This window comes from Allobosea sp. UNC402CLCol (assembly GCF_000745475.1).
Classification (GTDB): Bacteria; Pseudomonadota; Alphaproteobacteria; order Rhizobiales; family Beijerinckiaceae; genus Allobosea; species Allobosea spartocytisi.
The window spans coordinates 642,704-659,671 of the sequence record NZ_JQJJ01000008.1 but is presented as its reverse complement, the minus strand read 5'-3'; the positions used below and the strand labels follow the sequence as shown (position 1 = coordinate 659,671).

The 16,968-nt window shown below is 67.6% G+C and carries 20 protein-coding genes; 9 read left to right on the top strand and 11 right to left on the bottom strand.

Features of this window, described 5'->3' with window-relative positions:
- Nucleotides 1-74: 74 nt before the first annotated feature.
- The 5 genes from lgt to GY40_RS05125 all read left to right on the top strand — a co-directional run bounded on the left by lgt (nt 75) and on the right by GY40_RS05125 (nt 4,006).
- Nucleotides 75-914 (top strand): prolipoprotein diacylglyceryl transferase, encoded by an 840-nt coding sequence (gene lgt, locus GY40_RS05145; protein WP_038360149.1) that lies wholly within the window; start codon nt 75-77, stop codon nt 912-914.
- Nucleotides 911-2,002, top strand: coding sequence for a class I SAM-dependent methyltransferase (locus GY40_RS05140; RefSeq protein ID WP_038359189.1), 1,092 nt, complete (start codon nt 911-913; stop codon nt 2,000-2,002). The genes lgt and GY40_RS05140 overlap by 4 nt, the downstream gene beginning before the upstream one ends.
- Nucleotides 2,003-2,052: 50 nt before the next feature.
- On the top strand, nt 2,053-2,817 hold the full coding sequence (gene pgeF, locus GY40_RS05135) for a peptidoglycan editing factor PgeF (protein WP_038359187.1): 765 nt from the start codon (nt 2,053-2,055) through the stop codon (nt 2,815-2,817).
- Between the two features lie 159 nt (nt 2,818-2,976).
- Entirely contained in the window at nt 2,977-3,246 is a 270-nt protein-coding gene (locus GY40_RS05130) for a hypothetical protein (protein ID WP_318652234.1), read from the top strand.
- A 130-nt stretch (nt 3,247-3,376) separates the two neighbouring features.
- Entirely contained in the window at nt 3,377-4,006 is a 630-nt protein-coding gene (locus tag GY40_RS05125; RefSeq protein WP_038359183.1) for a 2-hydroxychromene-2-carboxylate isomerase, read from the top strand.
- Here GY40_RS05125 and GY40_RS05120 read toward each other — a convergent pair whose 3' ends face one another.
- The gene (locus GY40_RS05120; protein WP_038359180.1) at nt 4,007-4,753 is read right to left on the bottom strand and encodes an SDR family oxidoreductase; all 747 of its coding nucleotides are present in this window, start codon (nt 4,751-4,753) and stop codon (nt 4,007-4,009) included.
- On the bottom strand, nt 4,746-5,561 hold the full coding sequence (locus GY40_RS05115; RefSeq protein ID WP_051987527.1) for a glycosyltransferase family 2 protein: 816 nt from the start codon (nt 5,559-5,561) through the stop codon (nt 4,746-4,748). The genes GY40_RS05120 and GY40_RS05115 overlap by 8 nt, the downstream gene beginning before the upstream one ends.
- 394 nt (nt 5,562-5,955) lie before the next feature.
- On the opposite strand from GY40_RS05115, the gene GY40_RS05110 reads away from it, so the two are divergent.
- On the top strand, nt 5,956-6,609 hold the full coding sequence (locus tag GY40_RS05110) for an outer membrane protein (RefSeq protein WP_038359178.1): 654 nt from the start codon (nt 5,956-5,958) through the stop codon (nt 6,607-6,609).
- A 319-nt stretch (nt 6,610-6,928) separates the two neighbouring features.
- On the opposite strand, the gene GY40_RS05105 is transcribed toward GY40_RS05110, so the two are convergent.
- The 4 genes from GY40_RS05105 to GY40_RS05090 all read right to left on the bottom strand — a co-directional run bounded on the left by GY40_RS05105 (nt 6,929) and on the right by GY40_RS05090 (nt 9,628).
- Complete coding sequence (locus GY40_RS05105; RefSeq protein WP_038359176.1) at nt 6,929-7,534, bottom strand: glutathione S-transferase; 606 nt, start codon at nt 7,532-7,534, stop codon at nt 6,929-6,931.
- Nucleotides 7,535-7,568: 34 nt separating this feature from the next.
- On the bottom strand, nt 7,569-8,420 hold the full coding sequence (gene rlmJ, locus GY40_RS05100) for a 23S rRNA (adenine(2030)-N(6))-methyltransferase RlmJ (protein WP_038359174.1): 852 nt from the start codon (nt 8,418-8,420) through the stop codon (nt 7,569-7,571).
- A 70-nt stretch (nt 8,421-8,490) separates the two neighbouring features.
- The gene (locus GY40_RS05095; protein WP_038359171.1) at nt 8,491-9,156 is read right to left on the bottom strand and encodes a ribonuclease T2 family protein; all 666 of its coding nucleotides are present in this window, start codon (nt 9,154-9,156) and stop codon (nt 8,491-8,493) included.
- A gap of 10 nt (nt 9,157-9,166) precedes the next feature.
- Complete coding sequence (locus GY40_RS05090) at nt 9,167-9,628, bottom strand: hypothetical protein (RefSeq protein WP_038359169.1); 462 nt, start codon at nt 9,626-9,628, stop codon at nt 9,167-9,169.
- Nucleotides 9,629-9,850: 222 nt separating this feature from the next.
- On the opposite strand from GY40_RS05090, the gene GY40_RS05085 reads away from it, so the two are divergent.
- Nucleotides 9,851-10,486, top strand: coding sequence for a pyridoxamine 5'-phosphate oxidase family protein (locus tag GY40_RS05085; RefSeq protein WP_051987526.1), 636 nt, complete (start codon nt 9,851-9,853; stop codon nt 10,484-10,486).
- A gap of 15 nt (nt 10,487-10,501) precedes the next feature.
- Here GY40_RS05085 and GY40_RS05080 read toward each other — a convergent pair whose 3' ends face one another.
- Nucleotides 10,502-11,632: an iron-containing alcohol dehydrogenase gene (locus GY40_RS05080; RefSeq protein WP_038359168.1), complete on the bottom strand. Its 1,131-nt coding sequence runs from the start codon at nt 11,630-11,632 to the stop codon at nt 10,502-10,504.
- 165 nt (nt 11,633-11,797) lie between these two features.
- Nucleotides 11,798-12,712 carry a DMT family transporter gene (locus GY40_RS05075; protein WP_051987525.1) on the bottom strand — a complete coding sequence of 305 codons (915 nt, stop codon included), beginning with the start codon at nt 12,710-12,712 and terminating at the stop codon, nt 11,798-11,800.
- Nucleotides 12,713-12,846: 134 nt separating this feature from the next.
- Here GY40_RS05075 and GY40_RS05070 point away from each other — a divergent pair, with 134 nt between their 5' ends.
- Both GY40_RS05070 and GY40_RS05065 read left to right on the top strand, forming a co-directional pair.
- Nucleotides 12,847-13,164 (top strand): metalloregulator ArsR/SmtB family transcription factor, encoded by a 318-nt coding sequence (locus GY40_RS05070; protein ID WP_038359166.1) that lies wholly within the window; start codon nt 12,847-12,849, stop codon nt 13,162-13,164.
- Nucleotides 13,165-13,166: 2 nt separating this feature from the next.
- Entirely contained in the window at nt 13,167-13,709 is a 543-nt protein-coding gene (locus tag GY40_RS05065; RefSeq protein WP_038359165.1) for an SRPBCC family protein, read from the top strand.
- A 63-nt stretch (nt 13,710-13,772) separates the two neighbouring features.
- On the opposite strand, the gene GY40_RS05060 is transcribed toward GY40_RS05065, so the two are convergent.
- From GY40_RS05060 to GY40_RS05050, 3 genes are all read right to left on the bottom strand, one after another.
- Nucleotides 13,773-15,116 carry a chloride channel protein gene (locus tag GY40_RS05060; protein ID WP_038359164.1) on the bottom strand — a complete coding sequence of 448 codons (1,344 nt, stop codon included), beginning with the start codon at nt 15,114-15,116 and terminating at the stop codon, nt 13,773-13,775.
- Nucleotides 15,117-15,257: 141 nt separating this feature from the next.
- Nucleotides 15,258-15,782 carry a winged helix DNA-binding protein gene (locus GY40_RS05055; protein WP_038359162.1) on the bottom strand — a complete coding sequence of 175 codons (525 nt, stop codon included), beginning with the start codon at nt 15,780-15,782 and terminating at the stop codon, nt 15,258-15,260.
- Between the two features lie 160 nt (nt 15,783-15,942).
- Entirely contained in the window at nt 15,943-16,932 is a 990-nt protein-coding gene (locus tag GY40_RS05050; RefSeq protein ID WP_038359159.1) for a TRAP transporter substrate-binding protein, read from the bottom strand.
- Nucleotides 16,933-16,968 lie beyond the last annotated feature (36 nt).

Here is a 16,968-nt window from a genome sequence, read left to right as displayed (position 1 = left end):
CACGCGCCAGCCTTTTTCCTTGACCATTGAGCGGGCGCGCGGCCATCACCATGCGCCCGCCATCGGACCTCGCCATGCCCGTCTTCGCCATTCCCTTCCCGATGATCGACCCCGTCGCGGTCGAGATCGGGCCCCTCGCGATCAAATGGTACGGGCTCGCCTATGTCGTCGGGCTGCTCGGCGGCTGGTGGTATGCCCGGCTGCTCGTGGCGACGGACCGGCTCTGGGGCAAGCGGCCGCGGCCGAAACCGGTCGAGCTCGACGATATGCTGCTCTTCGTCGCCTTCGGCGTCGTGCTCGGCGGCCGCACCGGTTTCGTGCTGTTCTACGATCTGCCACGCTACATCCAACGGCCGCAGGACATCCTGGCGATCTGGCAGGGCGGCATGTCCTTCCATGGCGGGCTGATCGGCGCGACGCTCGGTTTGTGGCTCTTCGCCAAAAGGCGGGGCTATCCCGTGCTGTCGGTGTTCGATCTGGCCGCAGCGGTGGTGCCGATCGGGCTTTTCCTCGGGCGCATCGCCAATTTCATCAATGGCGAGCTCTGGGGCCGGGTGGCACCGGATTTCCCGCTGGCGATGGTGTTCCCGAATGGTGGCCCGTTGCCGCGCTATCCAAGCCAGCTCTTCGAGGCTTTCTCCGAGGGCATCCTGCTCTTCGCGCTGGTCAACCTGCTGGTCTGGACGGGCTGGTTCCGCAGGCCCGGCTTCGTCGCCGGCGTCTTCGGCATCGGCTATGCGCTGGCCCGCATCGCCTGCGAGTTCTTCCGTGAGCCCGATCCGCAGCTCGGCTTCCTGTTCGGTCGTTCGGTCGATGCGCTCTCGGGCGGCATCACCATGGGCATGCTCCTGTCCCTGCCGGTGCTGGCCGCCGGGATCTGGCTGATCGCGACGAGCCGGCGCGAGGCGGCGTGACCACGCTCAAGGCGGAGCTCATCCGCCTGATCCGCGACGAGGGGCCCTTGCCCATCTCGCGCTTCATGGCGCTGGCGCTCGGCCATCCGCGCCATGGCTATTACATGACGCGCGATCCCTTCGGGCAGGAGGGGGATTTCACCACGGCTCCCGAGATCAGCCAGATGTTCGGCGAGCTTATCGGCCTCTGGTCCGCGCATCTCTGGCAGGCGATGGGTGCGCCCGCGCGCTTCCGGCTGGTCGAGCTCGGTCCGGGGCGTGGTACGCTGATGGCGGATGTGCTGCGGGCGACGCGGATCGTGCCCGGCTTCCACGCCGCGCTCTCGGTCCATCTCGTCGAGACGAGCCCGGTGTTGCGGGCGAAACAGGCCGCGACATTGAGCGGAACCGAGCCTGTCTGGCACGATGCCGTCGCGACGGCGCTCGACGGGCCGGCGATCGTGCTGGCCAACGAACTCCTCGACGCGCTGCCGCTCGACCAGTTCGTGATGACGGCGGAAGGCTGGCATGAGCGGCTGGTCGGGCTGGATGATCATGGAGGGCTTGCCTTCGGACTGGCGCTGGTCGGCGAGGATTCGCTGAAGATCGCCGCGCCGGCCGGCAGCGTTTTCGAGCAGCCCTTTGCCGCGCTCGACGTCGTTGCGGAGGTCGCGCGCCATCTCGCGAATGCGGGCGGCGGTGCCTTGTTCATCGATTACGGCTCGATGCATTCGGGTCTCGGCGACACGCTGCAGGCGATGAAGCGGCACGCCTTCGTCGATCCGCTGGCCGAGCCGGGCGAGGCGGATTTGACGGTGCATGTCGATTTCGAGCGAATGGGGCAAGCGGCCCTGAAGGCCGGTGCGGCGCTGCACGGGCCGGCGACGCAGCGCGATTTTTTGCTGGCGCTCGGTCTGGCGCAGCGCGCGCAGACCCTGTCTCAGAAGGCGGACACTGCGCAGCGCCAAGCGATATCGGATGCGTTCGACCGGCTGATTGCGCCGGGCGAGGCCGGTATGGGCGATTTGTTCAAGGTTGTGGCGTTCTCTCATCCAGCCCTGCCGCCGCTGCCCGGATTTGACCTTCATCGGCTGCCAGAGCAGGGCTGAGAGCTGCGAAGGCCGGGGTACCCGGGATTCGCGCCAGACGGGACGACGCCATGTTCATCACCTCCGCCGAACTCGCCGCCGAAGCCGGCATCCGCCACGCCTTCTTCACACGCGAGGGCGGCGTCTCGACGGGCATCTACGCTTCGCTCAACGGCGGGCTCGGCTCCTCGGACGATCCGGCTGCGGTGCGGGACAACCGGGCGCGGATGGCGCGGCATCTCCATGTCGAGCCCGACCAGCTCGTCAGCGTGCATCAGGTGCATTCACCCGATGTCGCCGTTGTCACCGGCCCTTGGCAAAGCGAAAAACCCCGGGCGGATGCGATGGTGTCGATCTCGCAGAATGTCGCGCTCGGCATTTCGACGGCCGATTGCGGGCCGATTCTCTTCGCCGACAGCGAGGCACGTGTCATCGGCGCCGCCCATGCCGGCTGGAAGGGCGCCTTCGGCGGCGTCGTCGGCGCGACCGTGAAGGAGATGGAAAAGCTCGGCGCGCGGCGCGAGCGCATCCTTGCCGTGCTCGGGCCGACGATCAGCGCGGCGGCCTATGAGGTCGGGCCGGAATTCATCGAACGCTTCAAGGCCGAGAACCGGACCTATTCGCGCTTCTTCACGCCATCCGAGCGCCCGGCCCATGCGATGTTCGACCTGCCTGCCTTCATCAGGCTCAAGGCGCAGGAGGCTGGCATCGGCCGATTCGTCGATCTCGGATTGTGCACCTATGGCGACGAGCGGCGCTTCTTCAGCTATCGGCGCACGACGCATCGCGGCGAGCCCGATTACGGCCGGCTGATCTCGGCGATCACCCTCGACTGAGCAGGAAGCGGTTGAGGAAACCGCCGCGCCGCTTGCCGACAACCCCAGGTCGAGGCATCATCGTCGTTGCAAGCTGGCTGGAATGCATCGCTTCCCCGGCTCAGAGACGTTCTTGGCGCGGTGCATTCGTCTGCGGGGGCCGATATGGAACAAATCTTGATGAACCTGATCGCCGGTGCGATCGGTGGCAACGCGGCCGGCAAGGCCACTCCCAGCTTCGATCTCGGGACTTTGGGCAACACGATTTCCGGGCTGGTCGGCGGCGGCGTGCTCGGCCAGCTCATCCCCCTGGTGCTGCCGGCCATCAGCGCGGCCGCGCAAGGCGGAAACCTCAGCGTCGGCGGCATTCTCACCAACCTGATCGGCGGCGGCGTCGGCGGCGCGGTCCTGACCGCGATCATCGGCGCCGTGAAGAACAAGGCGGCCTGAGGGCGCCGGCACATCAGCGTCCCCGTTCGGGGACGCTGCGCGGAGCGGGGTTGCGCGGCCAGGCGTTGCGCAACCGCAGGGACGGCTGCGAAGCTGCGGCGTTTCCGCTGCTCCTGCCGGGTGTCCCGTCGTGCCACGCTCAATCCAATATTACTTCTCGCTGCATTCGCCCTGGACCTATCTGGGCAACGAGCTCTTCCACGAGATCGCGCGCAGGCATGGCGCGAGCATCGTCTACCGCCCAATGCCGCTGCGCTCGGTCTTCGACGAGACCGGCGGATTGCCGCTGCCGAAGCGGCATCCCGTCCGCCAGCGCTATCGCCTGGTCGATCTGCAGCGCTGGCGCGAGCGGCGCGGGCTGCCGCTCGTGCTCGAGCCGAAGCATTTCCCGTTCGATCCCTCGCTGGCGGACCGCGTCGCTGTCGCGATCCTCGCGGCCGGCGCCGATCCGGCCGGCTTCATCGCTGATGTGATGGCAGGCGTCTGGGCACGCGAGGAGGATATGCGGGAACCGGAGGCGATTCGGGCCTGCGCCGTGCGTGCGGGCTTCGATGGCGAAGCCCTGCTGGGGCAGGCCGCGAGCGAGCCCGTGCGGCAGCGCTATGAGGCGACGCTCTCGGAGGCCGTGGCGGCCGGTGTCTTCGGCGCGCCGAGCTATGTGCTCGACGGCGAGGTGTTCTGGGGGCAGGACCGGCTCGAACTGCTCGACTCGGCGCTGTCGAGCGGGCGTGCGCCCTATCGGCCGGACGGCGCGGTCTGATCAGTCGACGATATCGGGCGTGCGCCAGCCCAGATGCTGGCCGGCATCGACGGCGATCATCTGCCCGGTCACCGAGCGGGCGCGGGCCAGATACAGCACCGCCTCGGCGATCTCCTCCGCGGCGACGCGGTGGCCGAGCAGCGTCGCCGCCGCTTCCTGCTCCATCAGCCGCTGTCCGTCATGCGGGTTGGGAAAGGTCGGGCCGGGGCCGACGGCGTTGACCCGGATGCGCGGCGCCAGCGCCTGGGCCAGCGTGACGGTCGCCGTCAGCAGGGCGGCCTTGGTCAGCGTGTAGGAATAATATTGCGGCGTCAGCTTCCAGACGCGCTGGTCGACGATGTTGACGACCGCCCCGTTCGCATCCGGCGGCAGGCGCTCGGCCATGGCGCCGATCAGCAGGGACGGCGCCCGCAGATTGACCGCGAACTGACGATCCCAGATTGCGACGTCGAGCGAGCGCACATCGTCGATAACGAAGCTCGAGGCGTTGTTGACCAATAGCGTGACCGGCCCGAGCGCGGCTTCGACCGACGGCAGCAGATCGCGAACCGCTTCGGCATCGGCGAGATCCGCCTGAAAGACGCCGCAGGAGCGCCCCGCCGCCGTCAGGCGATTCGCCAGTTCCTGCGCTTCGCTGCGGCCGCTGCCGTGATGGATCGCAACGGCATAGCCGGCATCCGCCAGCCGCTCGACGATGGCGCGCCCGATTCGCCGCGCCCCGCCGGTGACGAGCGCGACCTCAGTCATCGTTGGCGCGTTTGCCGGCGGAAGCGCCCGGCGGCGTGATGCCGGCGTCGCGCTGCAGGCGTCTTTCCCAATGCTTGGCGGCGCGCAGATAGCGGTAGAAGGCGAAGTTCATCGCGGTCATAAAGCCGTAGAGCCCGCGCAGCGCGTGCCGGCGGCCGATATAGGCCTTGATGAAATTCGCCGGGAACTCGGCGAGGAGGCGGAAGACTGAAATGGTCTCACCGCGCGCGTCGAGGTCGTCCGCCTGAGCGTCGCTATAGGCGTTGAGCTTCTCCATCTGCTCGCCGAGCGAGCGCACCGAGAAGTGATGGATCGTGCCCTTCAGCTTGCCGACCCGCGCATCGGGCTCGAGATCGACGCGATCATGGACCGGGGACAGCGAGTAGCGTCCCTTCGACTTGCGGTAGAGCCGCACGGGCGCCAAGGCATAGGCGAAACGATGCGGGGCCTTCTCGCCGGGAAAAATCTCCGCGATTCGCGTCTTGTAGGCGTCGGCCGGCGGCATCCCGGCCTGGAACAGGGCCGCGATCTCGGCAGCGAGATCGGGCGGCAGCACCTCGTCCGCATCGAGATTGAGCAGCCAATCATGGCGGCACTGATCCTCGGCGAAGCGCTTCTGGCGGCCATATCCGGGCCATGGATTGAAGATGACGCGAGCGCCGAGCGCCTCCGCCACGGCCTGCGTGCCATCGGTCGAGCCGGAGTCCACCACGACGATGTCGTCGCTCAGGGAGCGGGCCGCCGTGATGGTGTGGCCGATGCGGTCGGCTTCGTTCAGCGCGATGATGAAAATGGAAAGAGGCGGCACGGTCTCGTTCGATCCCTGAGATTTCAACGCTTAAGCACGCTTGACGAAGGGCGGCAAGACGAGTGCGCCGAGGTTCTTCGCGCATGAAAAAAGATTCGTACCGGTCGAGGAACCTTGCGCAAGCCGGGGCGTTTCTCGACCGGTTCTCCATGGCCGCCGAGATGCCAGCGGCGTTCTATTAGTATTCGATTTACCATGCTGGCTTTCACGGCCGTGGTTAACTCGGCTTTACCTATTTGCATTCAGTTATCGCATTCGTGCCGCATTTCTGCCGCGGTCTGCAAGGTAGATGTGCTTCCGGTGCAACAGACAAAAGCGACGACAGGTTCTATACCATCGTCATCGAAATCACCCGCCGGGCTTTCCGGCGACCGCGACGACTAAGGAGTTTGTCATGAAGAAGTATCTGCTCGCGAGCGTTGCCGCTTTCGGCATCATCGCTGCCGGCGCCGCCTCGGCTGCCGACCTGCCGTCGCGCAAAGGCCCGGTCGCTGCCCCGGTCTACATCCCGCCGGTTTTCACCTGGACCGGTTTCTACGTCGGTGGCAACGCCGGCTACGGCTGGGGCAACGTGAACGCCAACGGCTTCACCAACGTTGGTGACGTCGATGGTTTCACCGGCGGCGGCCAGATCGGCTACAACTACCAGATGGGCCAGTTCGTGCTCGGCCTCGAAGCCGACCTGCAGTACGCTGACCTGAGCAGCGGCAACAGCTTCAGCGGCATCAACGTCAAGACCGACTACTTCGGCACGGTCCGTGGCCGCGTCGGCGTCGCCTTCGACCGGTTCCTGCCCTACATCACCGGTGGTTGGGCTTACGGCAACGTGAAGACCTCGATCCCGGGTCTCGGCTTCTCGTCCGACAAGACCCACACCAACGGCTGGGTCATCGGTGGTGGTCTTGAGTACGCTGTCACCAACAACATCATCGCCGGCGTCGAGTACCTCTACGTCGACCTCGGTGAGAAGAGCGTTCTCGCCGGCTCGGGCACCAAGGTCGGCACCGACTTCTCGGTCGTCCGCGCCCGCCTGAGCTACAAGTTCTGATCCGATCACATCGGATTTGAGCAACCCGGTGGCCTCGGCCACCGGGTTTTTTGTTGTGCGCGAGACATGCGCTTCGACAAGGCCACAAGAATAAAGCCCGGCGCTTTCGCGAGCGCCGGGCTTCTTTCGATCGGGGGAGCGTTGGCGAGCAGAGCAGGGCCGTCTTGGAGCACGCCGATTGATACGGAGCTACGCGGTCATCCCGGGCTTGACCCGGGATCCATGCCGAAGTGTGTCCGATCAAGGTTCAGGCATGGATCCCGGCTCTTCGCTTCGCTCCGGCCGGGATGACCCGCATTTCCATGAAACGCAGCAGAGTCTAGCTCTTGACGCGCGTGCTTTCGAAAGCCGGAACGCGGGCCGCGAAATCATCGAGCCAGGCGACCAGCTTGGGATAGTCGGCGCGCCAAGTGCCCGCGAAGCGTAGATCGAGATAGCCGAGCGCGCAGGCGAGCGCGATCTCGCCGATGCGCGGGTGGTCGGTGAAGGCGGGCGGATCGGTCTCCAGCGTGGCGAGTGCCCGCGAGATCTTGCCGGTCTGATGGGCGAGCCAGTCGGCGTTGCGACCCTCTTCCGGCCGGAAGCGTCCCTCATAGACCTTCAGCAACGCCGCGTCGCAGATGCCGTCGGCGAGGGCCTGCAGGCGGAGCTGGGCGAAGCGGGCCTCGCCGGCCGGGATGAGTTTTCCGCCGCCGGCGAGATGGTCGAGATAGTCGACGATCACGCGCGAATCGAACAGCGTCATGCCGTCTTCCAGCACGAGCGTCGGAATCTTGCCGAGCGGATTCTGCCGGCGCAGCGGCTCCGCCGGATCGGTGGTGTCGGCCACGACGATCTCGATACGGTCCATCAGGCCGAGTTCGAGGGCCGCGATCTTGACCTTGCGGCCGAAGGGCGAGGCGGGGGAGGAGCGCAGGACGAGCATCGGTCGGGAATCCTGGAGGAAAAGGAGAGGGCGGTCAGCCGTCGGAGCGGATCGGCTCGCATAGATAGCGCGGCCGCTGGCCCTGTGCGAGCCGCTCGGTCAGCGCGGGCAGCAAGATCTGCATGTCCTCGGCGAGCTTCCAGGGCGGATTGGCGATCAGCAGGCCGGTGGCGCCGAGGCCGCCGGCGGCTTCGGGGCGATCGACGTCGATCTCCAGCCGCAGCAGGCGGCCGATATCGGCATCCAGCACCTCCTCCACCATCGTCGCGACGGCGCGCCGGTCCTTGATCGGGTACCAGAGCATGTAGATTCCCGTCGGCCATTTGCGATGGGCGGCGATGAACTGCGTGGTCAGCGTGGCGAATTCGTCCTTCTCCTCGAAGGGCGGGTCGATCAGCACGAGGCCGCGCCGTTCCTTCGGCGGGGTGTTGGCGCGCAGCGCGGTCCAGCCGTCGATGGCCAGGGCCTTGCTCCGCGAGTCCCGCCCCAGCACCTCGGCCAGCTTGCGATAGGTCGGCGGATGGAGCTCGGCGGCGATCAGCCGGTCGAACGGGCGCATGGCGTGGCGGCAGAACCAGGGCGAGCCCGGATAGGCATCCGGCCCATGCTCGGCGCGGACCGCGGCAAGGACTGCCCGGTAGGGCGCGAGCAGCGCCTCGGCGGCGGGGGCAAGCGGCGAGCGGTCGAGCCGCGCCACGCCATCCTTCCATTCATGCGTCCGCAGCGCCTCTTCCGAGCCGAGATCGTAGCGGCCGACGCCGGCATGGGTGTCAATGACGCGATAAGGCGTCGGCTTGGCGTCGAGATGCAGCAGGATGCGCGCAAGGACGGCGTGCTTCAGCACATCGGCGAAATTTCCGGCATGGAAGCCGTGGCGGTAGTTCATGCGCCGCTTCTAGAGCATCCGCCCGAAAAGTGGGATGCGGTTTTCGGAGACGCGGAGGCGATAATCCGTGTCAGCGCGGCGCGACAACGGTGAGCTCGCGCGCCCGGCAGCCAGAACGGTCGACCTCCTGGCAGGTGCGGAAGTCGCGCAGATCCTTGCTGAGGCAGATGCGGACCTCCTGCAGCACGCCGCGCTTGCAGGAGACGGACATCATGTCCGTGCGCAGGCCCGGATTGGCGGCGACGAAGGCGCGTTCGAGGTCGAGGACCGTCCAGCTCCGGTCGCTGTCGGCCTTGGCGAGGGCCGGCGGGACGACGACCTTGTCGCGGGCGCGGCGGGCATCGCGGAAATAATCGGCAGGGCTGGATCCGGAGCAGGTGCCGTGCTTGCGCCACTCGTAGCGGGCAAGGCCCTCGGTCGGATAGACGCCCTCTGCCTCCGTCATCGCCATGCGCGAGGGCGACCGGCCGGAGGGGCCGCAATCGCTCGGAAAGCCGCGCTCATATTGCGGCCAGAGGCCGTGAACGACGAAGCGCAGGCCGCTGCCCCCGGCGCATTGCTCTCGATTGCGCGTGCGGTCGCCGTCGAGCTCGCAGAAGCCCGGCGACCAGGAGAGCGCAAGCACATAGAAATCGAAGTCGCCCGGCGCGCCGCCGCGCTGGCCGAAGCCTTGCGCCTGCGCGGCGCTGGCAAGGCAGAGCCAGGCGAAGGCCGCCAGGGCGATGCGCCCGATCATCGCAGGACGCTCAGGGCCGGGCCATCTTGCAATCGGGTGCGTAGGAGCGCTCCCTGTCGAGGCCGGCGACGCACCAGTTCACGTTCCAGGTCATGCCGAACAGGCCGAGATTTTCGCGGACCGAGTAATCGACACGGTGATAGATGCCATTGTTCAGCAGCAGGCGGGCCGAGCAGAAGCGCCGCGGAATGAAGTCGGCGCCCCAGGGGCGGAAGCCGAGCTGCGCGATGCGGTCATAGGAGAGCGCCCGCAGCGGTCCCCAGAACTTGGCCTCGCGCGAATCGAACCAACTCGACAGATGGGAGAGCACCGCCGGGTCGTCGCAGCCCGGCAGATTGCCGTACATCGGGACGATGCGCGCCTCGGCGCGGTCCGGCGGCGCGACATAGCGGCCTCCGGCAGCCTCAGCGGCACTGAGGCCCGCCAGGCAGGCGAGCGAGACAAGGGCGGTACGGAGCAGGGCGCGGCGCATGGAATCAGGCCTCGTAAAGGCAGAACGCTGGTTGCGCTTACGATGGCTCCCCGCCCGGCAAGGGTCAAGGCATCGCGCTTCGCGAGACCGCGATGCTGCGCGGCCGTGGCATTTCGGCCCGCCCGCCGGCCAGCCTTGCGTTCGGCGTAGGGCGCGGGCAACGCGCGCGGGCTGGCCGGACAGGCCAGCTTGGGTGACAATCGCGGCAACGAGGGAGGTAACATGGACGATTGCTTCGACGACCCCGCAGCGCGCATCGAGGATGCCGCCTCGCTGCGCAGCCATATCGGCCCCGTGAATCCGGTGGCGGCGAGCAAGGTGCTCGACCGGCTCGACCGCTTCTGCCGCGACTTCATCGCGCTATCGCCCTTCCTGGTGCTTGCAAGCAGCGACGGCGAGGGTGGGGTGGATGCGAGTCCGCGAGGCGATGGGCCCGGCTTCGTGCGCGTGCTCGACGAGCGGACGCTGCTCATCCCCGACCGGCGCGGCAACAACCGCGTCGACAGCTTCGGCAATGTCCTGGCCTCGCCGGGCGTCGGCATCGTCTTCATGGTGCCCGGCATCAACGAGACGCTGCGGGTCAACGGCAAGGCGCTGATGACGCGCGATGCCGAGCTGCTCGCCCCCTCGACGGTGCAGCAGCGGCCGCCGCTGACCGGGCTGATCGTGACGGTCGAGGAGGCTTATTTCCACTGCGGCAAGGCGCTGATCCGCGCGAAGCTGTGGGACCCGTCCAGCCAGGTGCCGCGCCACAGCTTCCCGACACTCGGCCGCATCGTCGCCGAGCAGACCCGGATGGTCGAGGCCGAGGAAGCCGATCGCAATCTCGAAGAGGCCTATCGCAGCCGCCTCTATTGAGGCGGCTGCTCTTCGTCAGAAGGAGGCTTCGAGCATCGCGGCATAGTCGGCCGCCGTCGCCGGGCGCGGATTGGTCGCGCTCGAATGGTCCAGCGTCGCGGCCTCGGCGATCGCCGGGATGACGCTGCGCGGCGCGCCCATCGCCGTGAGGGTGGCGGGCATGCCGAGGCTGGCGACCAGCTTCGCGATCCAATCGGCCAAGTCGGTGTCCGGGGCGAGGCCGAGCACGCGCCGGATCTCGGCATATTTCGCTTCAGCGGAGGGGGCGTTGAAGCGCAGCACGGCCGGCAGCAGCACGGCGTTGAGTGTGCCGTGATGCAGCGAGACCTCCTTCAATCCGCCAAGCGGGTGCGAGAGGGCGTGAACGGCGCCGAGCCCCTTCTGGAAGGTCATGCCGCCTTGCAGGGCGGCCATCATCATCTCCTTGCGGGCCTCGCGGTCGGAGCCGTCCTTCACGGCGCGGCCGATATGGGCGACGGCGCGCCTGAGGCCGTCGAGCGCGATCGCCTCGGCCGGCGGGTTCTCGCGCGGGCTGAGATAGGTCTCGATGCAGTGGGTGACGGCGTCCATGCCCGTGGCGGCGGTGAGCCAGGCCGGCAGGCCCATGGTCAATTCAGGATCGCAGATGGCGAGGCGCGGGATCAGATGCGGCGAGATGAAGCCGAGCTTGCGCCCATCCTTCAGCGTGATCAGCGCGGCGCGGCCGACCTCGCTGCCGGTGCCGGAGGTGGTGGGGATCGCGACGACCGGCGCGACCCCGGCCGTGACCTTGGGAATACCGCCGAGGATGGCCGCATAGGTTTCCAGCGGGCCGTCATGGGTGGCGAGGAGGGCGACGCCCTTGGCGAGGTCGAGGGGCGAGCCGCCGCCGATGGCGACGAGGCCGTCGCAGCCATGCTGGCGATAGAGCGCCAGCGCCGTTTCCACCGCCTCCTCTGTCGGGTTTGTGGGGGTGTCGCCGAAGACGGGCGCGTTCTTCAGAACGCCGGCATGCCGGCTCACCGTATCGACGAGGCCGGCGGCGACGATGCCCTTGTCGGCGACGATCAGCGGCCTGGCGATGCCGAGCCCGGCCAGATCGGCCTCGATGCCGGCGATCTCGCCGAAGCCGAACTTGATCGTCGTGAGATAGGTGATCAGCGCCATGGTTTCCTCCGGCCCCGGATTCGGTCCGCTTCGCGAGCGCGGCAGGGCATCGGGCATTCTTGGCCTGCCATGCGGGTCGGTGCCAAGCCCGTCGCTACGAACTCAGCGCAGGGCGGTCAGGCGACAGGCGGGGCCGCGCGTCGCAAGGCTAGTCGGCGGGATGTCTCAGGCGCTGCCGGCATGTGCGCTCCGATCGCGGGATGCGGCTCGGCCGGCGATGCCCGCCGCGCGCCGCTCCAGCAGCATCAGCGCGAGGCCGGCCGCGACGATCAGGGCGGCGCCGCACAGCATCAGCGGCGTCGGCCAGTCGCCGAAGAACAGCCAGCCGAAGAGCAGGGCCCAGATGATGAAGGTGTATTGATAGGGCGCGACCACCGACGCCTCGGCCAGCTTGAGCGCGCGCGTGACGCACAGATGTCCCAGCAGGGCGACGATGCCGAGCAGGCCGAGCAGGGCGAAATCGCGCGGGGTGGGCATCACCCAGCCGAGCGGCAGCAGGGCCGTGCCGAGGAGCAGCGAGCCGAAGGTCTGCCAGGCGACCAGCGTGACGTCGGGCGTGCCGCGCAGCTTGCGTCCGGCGATCAGCAGCGCCGCGAAAAGCACGCTGCCGGTCAGCGCCAGCAGCGCCGGGGGCGAGAAGCTCGCGCCCGATGGCGCCAGCGCCAGCGCGACGCCGAGGAAGCCGAGGCCGGCGGCGGCCCAGCGAGCGGGGTCGACACGCTCGCCGAGCAGCAGGGCCGCGAGCAGGACGGCCCAGACCGGCGCGGCCATCCAGAGCGTCATCGTATCGGCCAGCGGCAGATGGGCGACGCAGACATAGAAGAGCGTCGATTCTGTCGCGCCGATCGCCGTGCGCAGAAGCTGCAGGCGCGGGCGCTCGGGCCGCAAGGTGCGGCGGATGCCCTGCCTGAGGATGAAGGGCGCGAGCACGAGCAGCGCGGCGGCGCTGCGAAGCAGCATGAGCTGGCCGGGCGTGTAGGTCGAAACCAGCCATTTCCCCATCACGTCGTTGAGGGAGAACAGCAGGATTCCGAACAGCATCACAGCGATGCCGGTCAGGGATGCGTTGCGGGGGATCATGATGGGCAGGGTTCCTCGGGCGCGCTTCCACTGGCCCAGGCGCCGCGCACTGGCAACCCCGGCAGACGGCATGGCGCCATGCAGACCATAATTTAATTGTTGACTTAATTAAGTTAATGACGAATTATCAGTCCATGGATCGTTTTGCCGCCCTCGCCGAACCGACACGCCGCCAGATCGTAGAGATGCTGGGGGAGAGGCCGCTGGCCGCGGGTGAGATCGTGGCGCGATTCCAGATGAGCGCGCCGGCTGTCTCGCAGCACCTCAAGGTGTTGAAGGAAGCGGGGCTCGTGCGGGTCGAGGTGGCCGGGCAGAGGCGGATCTACAGCCTCGATCCGGCCGGGCTCGACGCCTTCGAGGCCTGGGTGCGCAAGGTGCGCGGCTTCTGGGGCGCGCATCTCGATCTGCTGGAGAAAGAACTGGCAAAGCCCGATGCGGGCGAGGGAGAGTAGCCATGAGCGCGTATGGTGTTGTTCTGGAAAGCGGCGCGGTGCGTTTCGAGCGATTGCTGCCGGGGCCGATCGAACGGGTCTGGGCCTATGTCACCGAAGGCGACAAGCGGGCGACATGGTTCTGCGGCGGCGATGTCGAGCCGCATGTCGGCGGCGAGGTCGCGCTGTTCTTCAAGCATTCGCGGATCACCGACGAGCCGCCGCCGGAAAGTGCCCGCAAGATGAACGATGAGGGCAAGCTGATGACCGGCACGGTCACGGCCTGGGAGCCGCCGTATCGCTTCGCCTTCAACTGGACCGGCATGGGCGATCCGGATTCGGATGTCGAATTCGCGCTGTCGCAGGCTGGTGACAAGGTCCGCCTCGTGCTGACGCATCGCCGGCTGGCGACGAAGGACCGGATGGCGATGGTCTCGAGCGGCTGGCATCTGCATCTGGGCCTGCTCGAGGATCAGCTCACCGGCGCCAGGCCCCGCGGCTTCTGGTCCGTGCATGAGCGGCTCCAGGCCGAATATGCCGAGCGGCAGAAGGACGCGTCGATCTGACCGGGCGCCGCTGCCCGTACGAAGAAGGCCCGGCACTCGCCGGGCCTTCCCGCAAGCCGGGGATCACGCCGTCGATGGCGTCGCCTGGACTCGCCGCTGGCGCAGGACATCCGCGATGAAGAGGCGCGACAGCGCGTGATAGAGCGGCTCCCGCGTGATCAGCCGCGCGGTCCCGTAGCCGAGCACGGATGCCGCCATCAGCGCGATGACATTGTCGTGGTTGCCGGTCATCTCGAGGATGATGACGAAAGCCGTCATTGGCGCCTGAACCACGCCCGAGAAATATCCGGCCATGCCCAGGACGGCGGCAAGACCGATCGGAGAGCCGAGAAGGGCGCCCAGCGTGCTGCCGAGCCCGGCGCCGACCGACAGGGACGGCGCGAACAGCCCGCCCGGAATGCCGGAGACGGACGAGGCCAGACTCGCCAGGAATTTCGCCAGGAAGAAGGAGGCCGGTAGCGGCGTGCCTTCGATGGCGCTGCGCGCCTGGGCGTAACCCGTGCCGAAGGTCGTTCCGTCCGAGGCGACGCCGATGACGGCGACGAGGCAGCCGGCGGCGACCGCGACGATCAAGGTGCGCCGGAGCGGAGTTGCGGCCCGCCAACGTCGGATACGCCGCGTCAGCGCGACCATGAGGCTGCTGAAACAGGCCCCGAAAGCGCCTCCGAGGACGCCGCAGCAGAGCACCAGAAGCCCGTCGCGCCTGAGTTCGGCCGTCGCGTTGGTAAAGCCGAAATAGGTGTAGTTCCCGACGATGGCCAGCGAGGCGAGGCCGGCGATGATGACCGCCGAGAGCACGATGCCGTTGGTGCGGGCCTGGTAGGTCCGGCTCATCTCCTCGATGGCGAAGACAATGCCGGCGAGCGGCGTGTTGAACGCGGCCGCGATGCCGGCGGCAGAGCCCGCCAGAATGAGGCCGCGCGCCTGCACCATGCCGCCCCAGCGGGCCACCTGCAGCATAATGGAGGCGCCGACCTGCACCGTCGGTCCCTCGCGTCCGATCGAGGCGCCGCAGAGCAGGCCGATGATGGTCATGACGATCTTGCCGGTCGCGATGCGCAGCGACAGGAAGCGGGAGCGCTCGGCGTCGTCGCGCAGGTGGCGCGCGGCGATGGCCTGGGGAATGCCGCTGCCCTGAGAGCCCTGGACGAAGCGCGCGGCAATGAAGGCGCACAGGCCGAAGCCCAGGGGCGTCACCAGCAGGGGCAGGAAGCGCAGCCCGTCCTGCCGGCCGGCTATCTCCGAAAAGAGCTGCTGAGCTTCGTCGGCCAGCCGCGCGAAGCCGGCGCTGACAAGGCCGATGGCGAGCGCCCCGAGCCAGAAGACCAGCCGCTGCCGCCAGTAGCGGGGCGTGACGACCAGGGCGCGCGAGCGCCGGAGCAGTCGCATTTTGCCTGGGCCGCGCACGTCATCCTCTCCGCAAGCCGATATCGGGACAGCCGGCTATAGCAGGATTGCCGCCAGGGGTGTCGAGCGACGATCGGCATGGCAGGCCTGCGCTGTCCGGTGTCCTCTGTCGCTCCGCGAGACGGCAGGCGGAGCGGGTTCCTAGAGGCTCGCCGCTGCCCGTGCGGCCTGGTCATACTGGCCGGAGAGGGAGCGCATCATTGCGGCGATCTCGGAGAGTCGGGCCGGGTCGGCTCCGGTGGCGCGGACGGACTTGACCAGGAGCTGCTCGCGGATCTGGGCGTAGCGTCGGCAGGCTTCCTCGCCGGCCGGCGTGACCTCGACGGTCTTTTCCTTGCCCTTGCGGCCACCCTTGAGGAGCTTCAGCCGTTCGAGCTTCTTCAGCGAATAGTTCACCAAATGCGTGTCCTCGATATTGAGGACGAGGCAGATATCGGCGAGCCGCTTCGGCTTGCCGCGGTGGTTGACGTTGTGCAGCACGAGCACGTCGAGCGGCGACAGGTCGGGCATGCCGGCCGCCGCCATGCCGCGCACGATCCAGCGCTGGAAGGCATGCACGGTCATGCTGAGCGCGAACTCGAATTCCGAGAGCGCCGGCAGCGCTCCGGATGCGAGATGGCCGGAGGAGACGATGGGGCCGAGATCGTCGGAAAAGGGAGAAGTCATCGCACTCGTCCTGAGTGAAGTCGCTGGGTCATCCGGACAAGCCGCGAAGCGGCGCCGATCCGGGATCCATGCCTGAACCGTTCCGGCATGGATCCCGGGTCTCCCTTTGGTCGCCCGGGATGACCGCGCTCTTGATAGAAGCGTGGCGGAGCCGCTCGCCTCACATCTTCTTGTAGGCGTCGATGATCGCCTGGCCGTCGGCGCCGGCCTTCTTCAGCCAGTCGGCGGTCAGCGTCTCGCCCGCCTTCTTGAAGCCGCTCGCCAGCTCCGGCGAGGGCGGCTGCACCTTCATGCCCTTGGCCTTGAGCTGGTCGATGTACCAGCCGGCCTTGTCCTGCCACATCTTCCAGCCGCGCTCCTCAGCGGTGGCGGCGGCCTTGAGGATCGCCTCCTGCGTCGGCTTGTCGAGCGCGTTGAAGGCGGCCTTGTTGACGAAGGTGGCGTCCTTCGGGATCCAGGCCTGCACGTCGTAGAAGTGGTCGAGCGATTCCCAGACCTTGGAATCGTAGCCGGTGCCGCCCGACGACATGAAGGAGTTGACCACGCCGGTGGCCAGTGCCTGCGGCAGCTCGGCAGCCTGAATGGTGACCGACTGCATGCCGAGCAACTCGCCGAGGCGGGCGGTGCCGACATTGTAGGCGCGCCACTTCAGCCCCTTCATGTCCTCGACCGTGTTGATGTCCTTCTTGGCGTAGACGCCCTGCGGCGCCCAGGGGACCATGAAGAGCAGCTTGATGCCCTGCGCGTCGAGCTTCTTCTCGATCGCTCCCTTGGAGGCGGCATAGAGCTTCTTCGACTGCTCGAAGCTCGTGGCCAGGAAGGGCACGACGTCGATGCCGAAGACCGGATCCTCGTTCTCGTGGATCGACATCAGGATCTCGCCCATCTGGGTCTGCCCGCTGGCGACGGCGCGCTTGATCTCGGGCGCCTTGAACAGCGCGGCATTGGCATGAACCGTGATCTGGAGCTTTCCGCCCGTCGCCGTCTCCACGTCCTTGGCGAAGAGGGCGAGGTTCTCCGTGTGCGGGTTGTCGGTCGGATAGGCGTTGGGCAGGTTCCACTTGGTCTGCGCCGCGGCGGGGGCGGCCATGGCGAGCGCGCTGACGCCGAGCGCGAAGGCTGCTCCCGTCAAGGTTCTGCGATTGATCATGCTGACATTCCCTCTCTCTGGTTGATTGTGATTGTG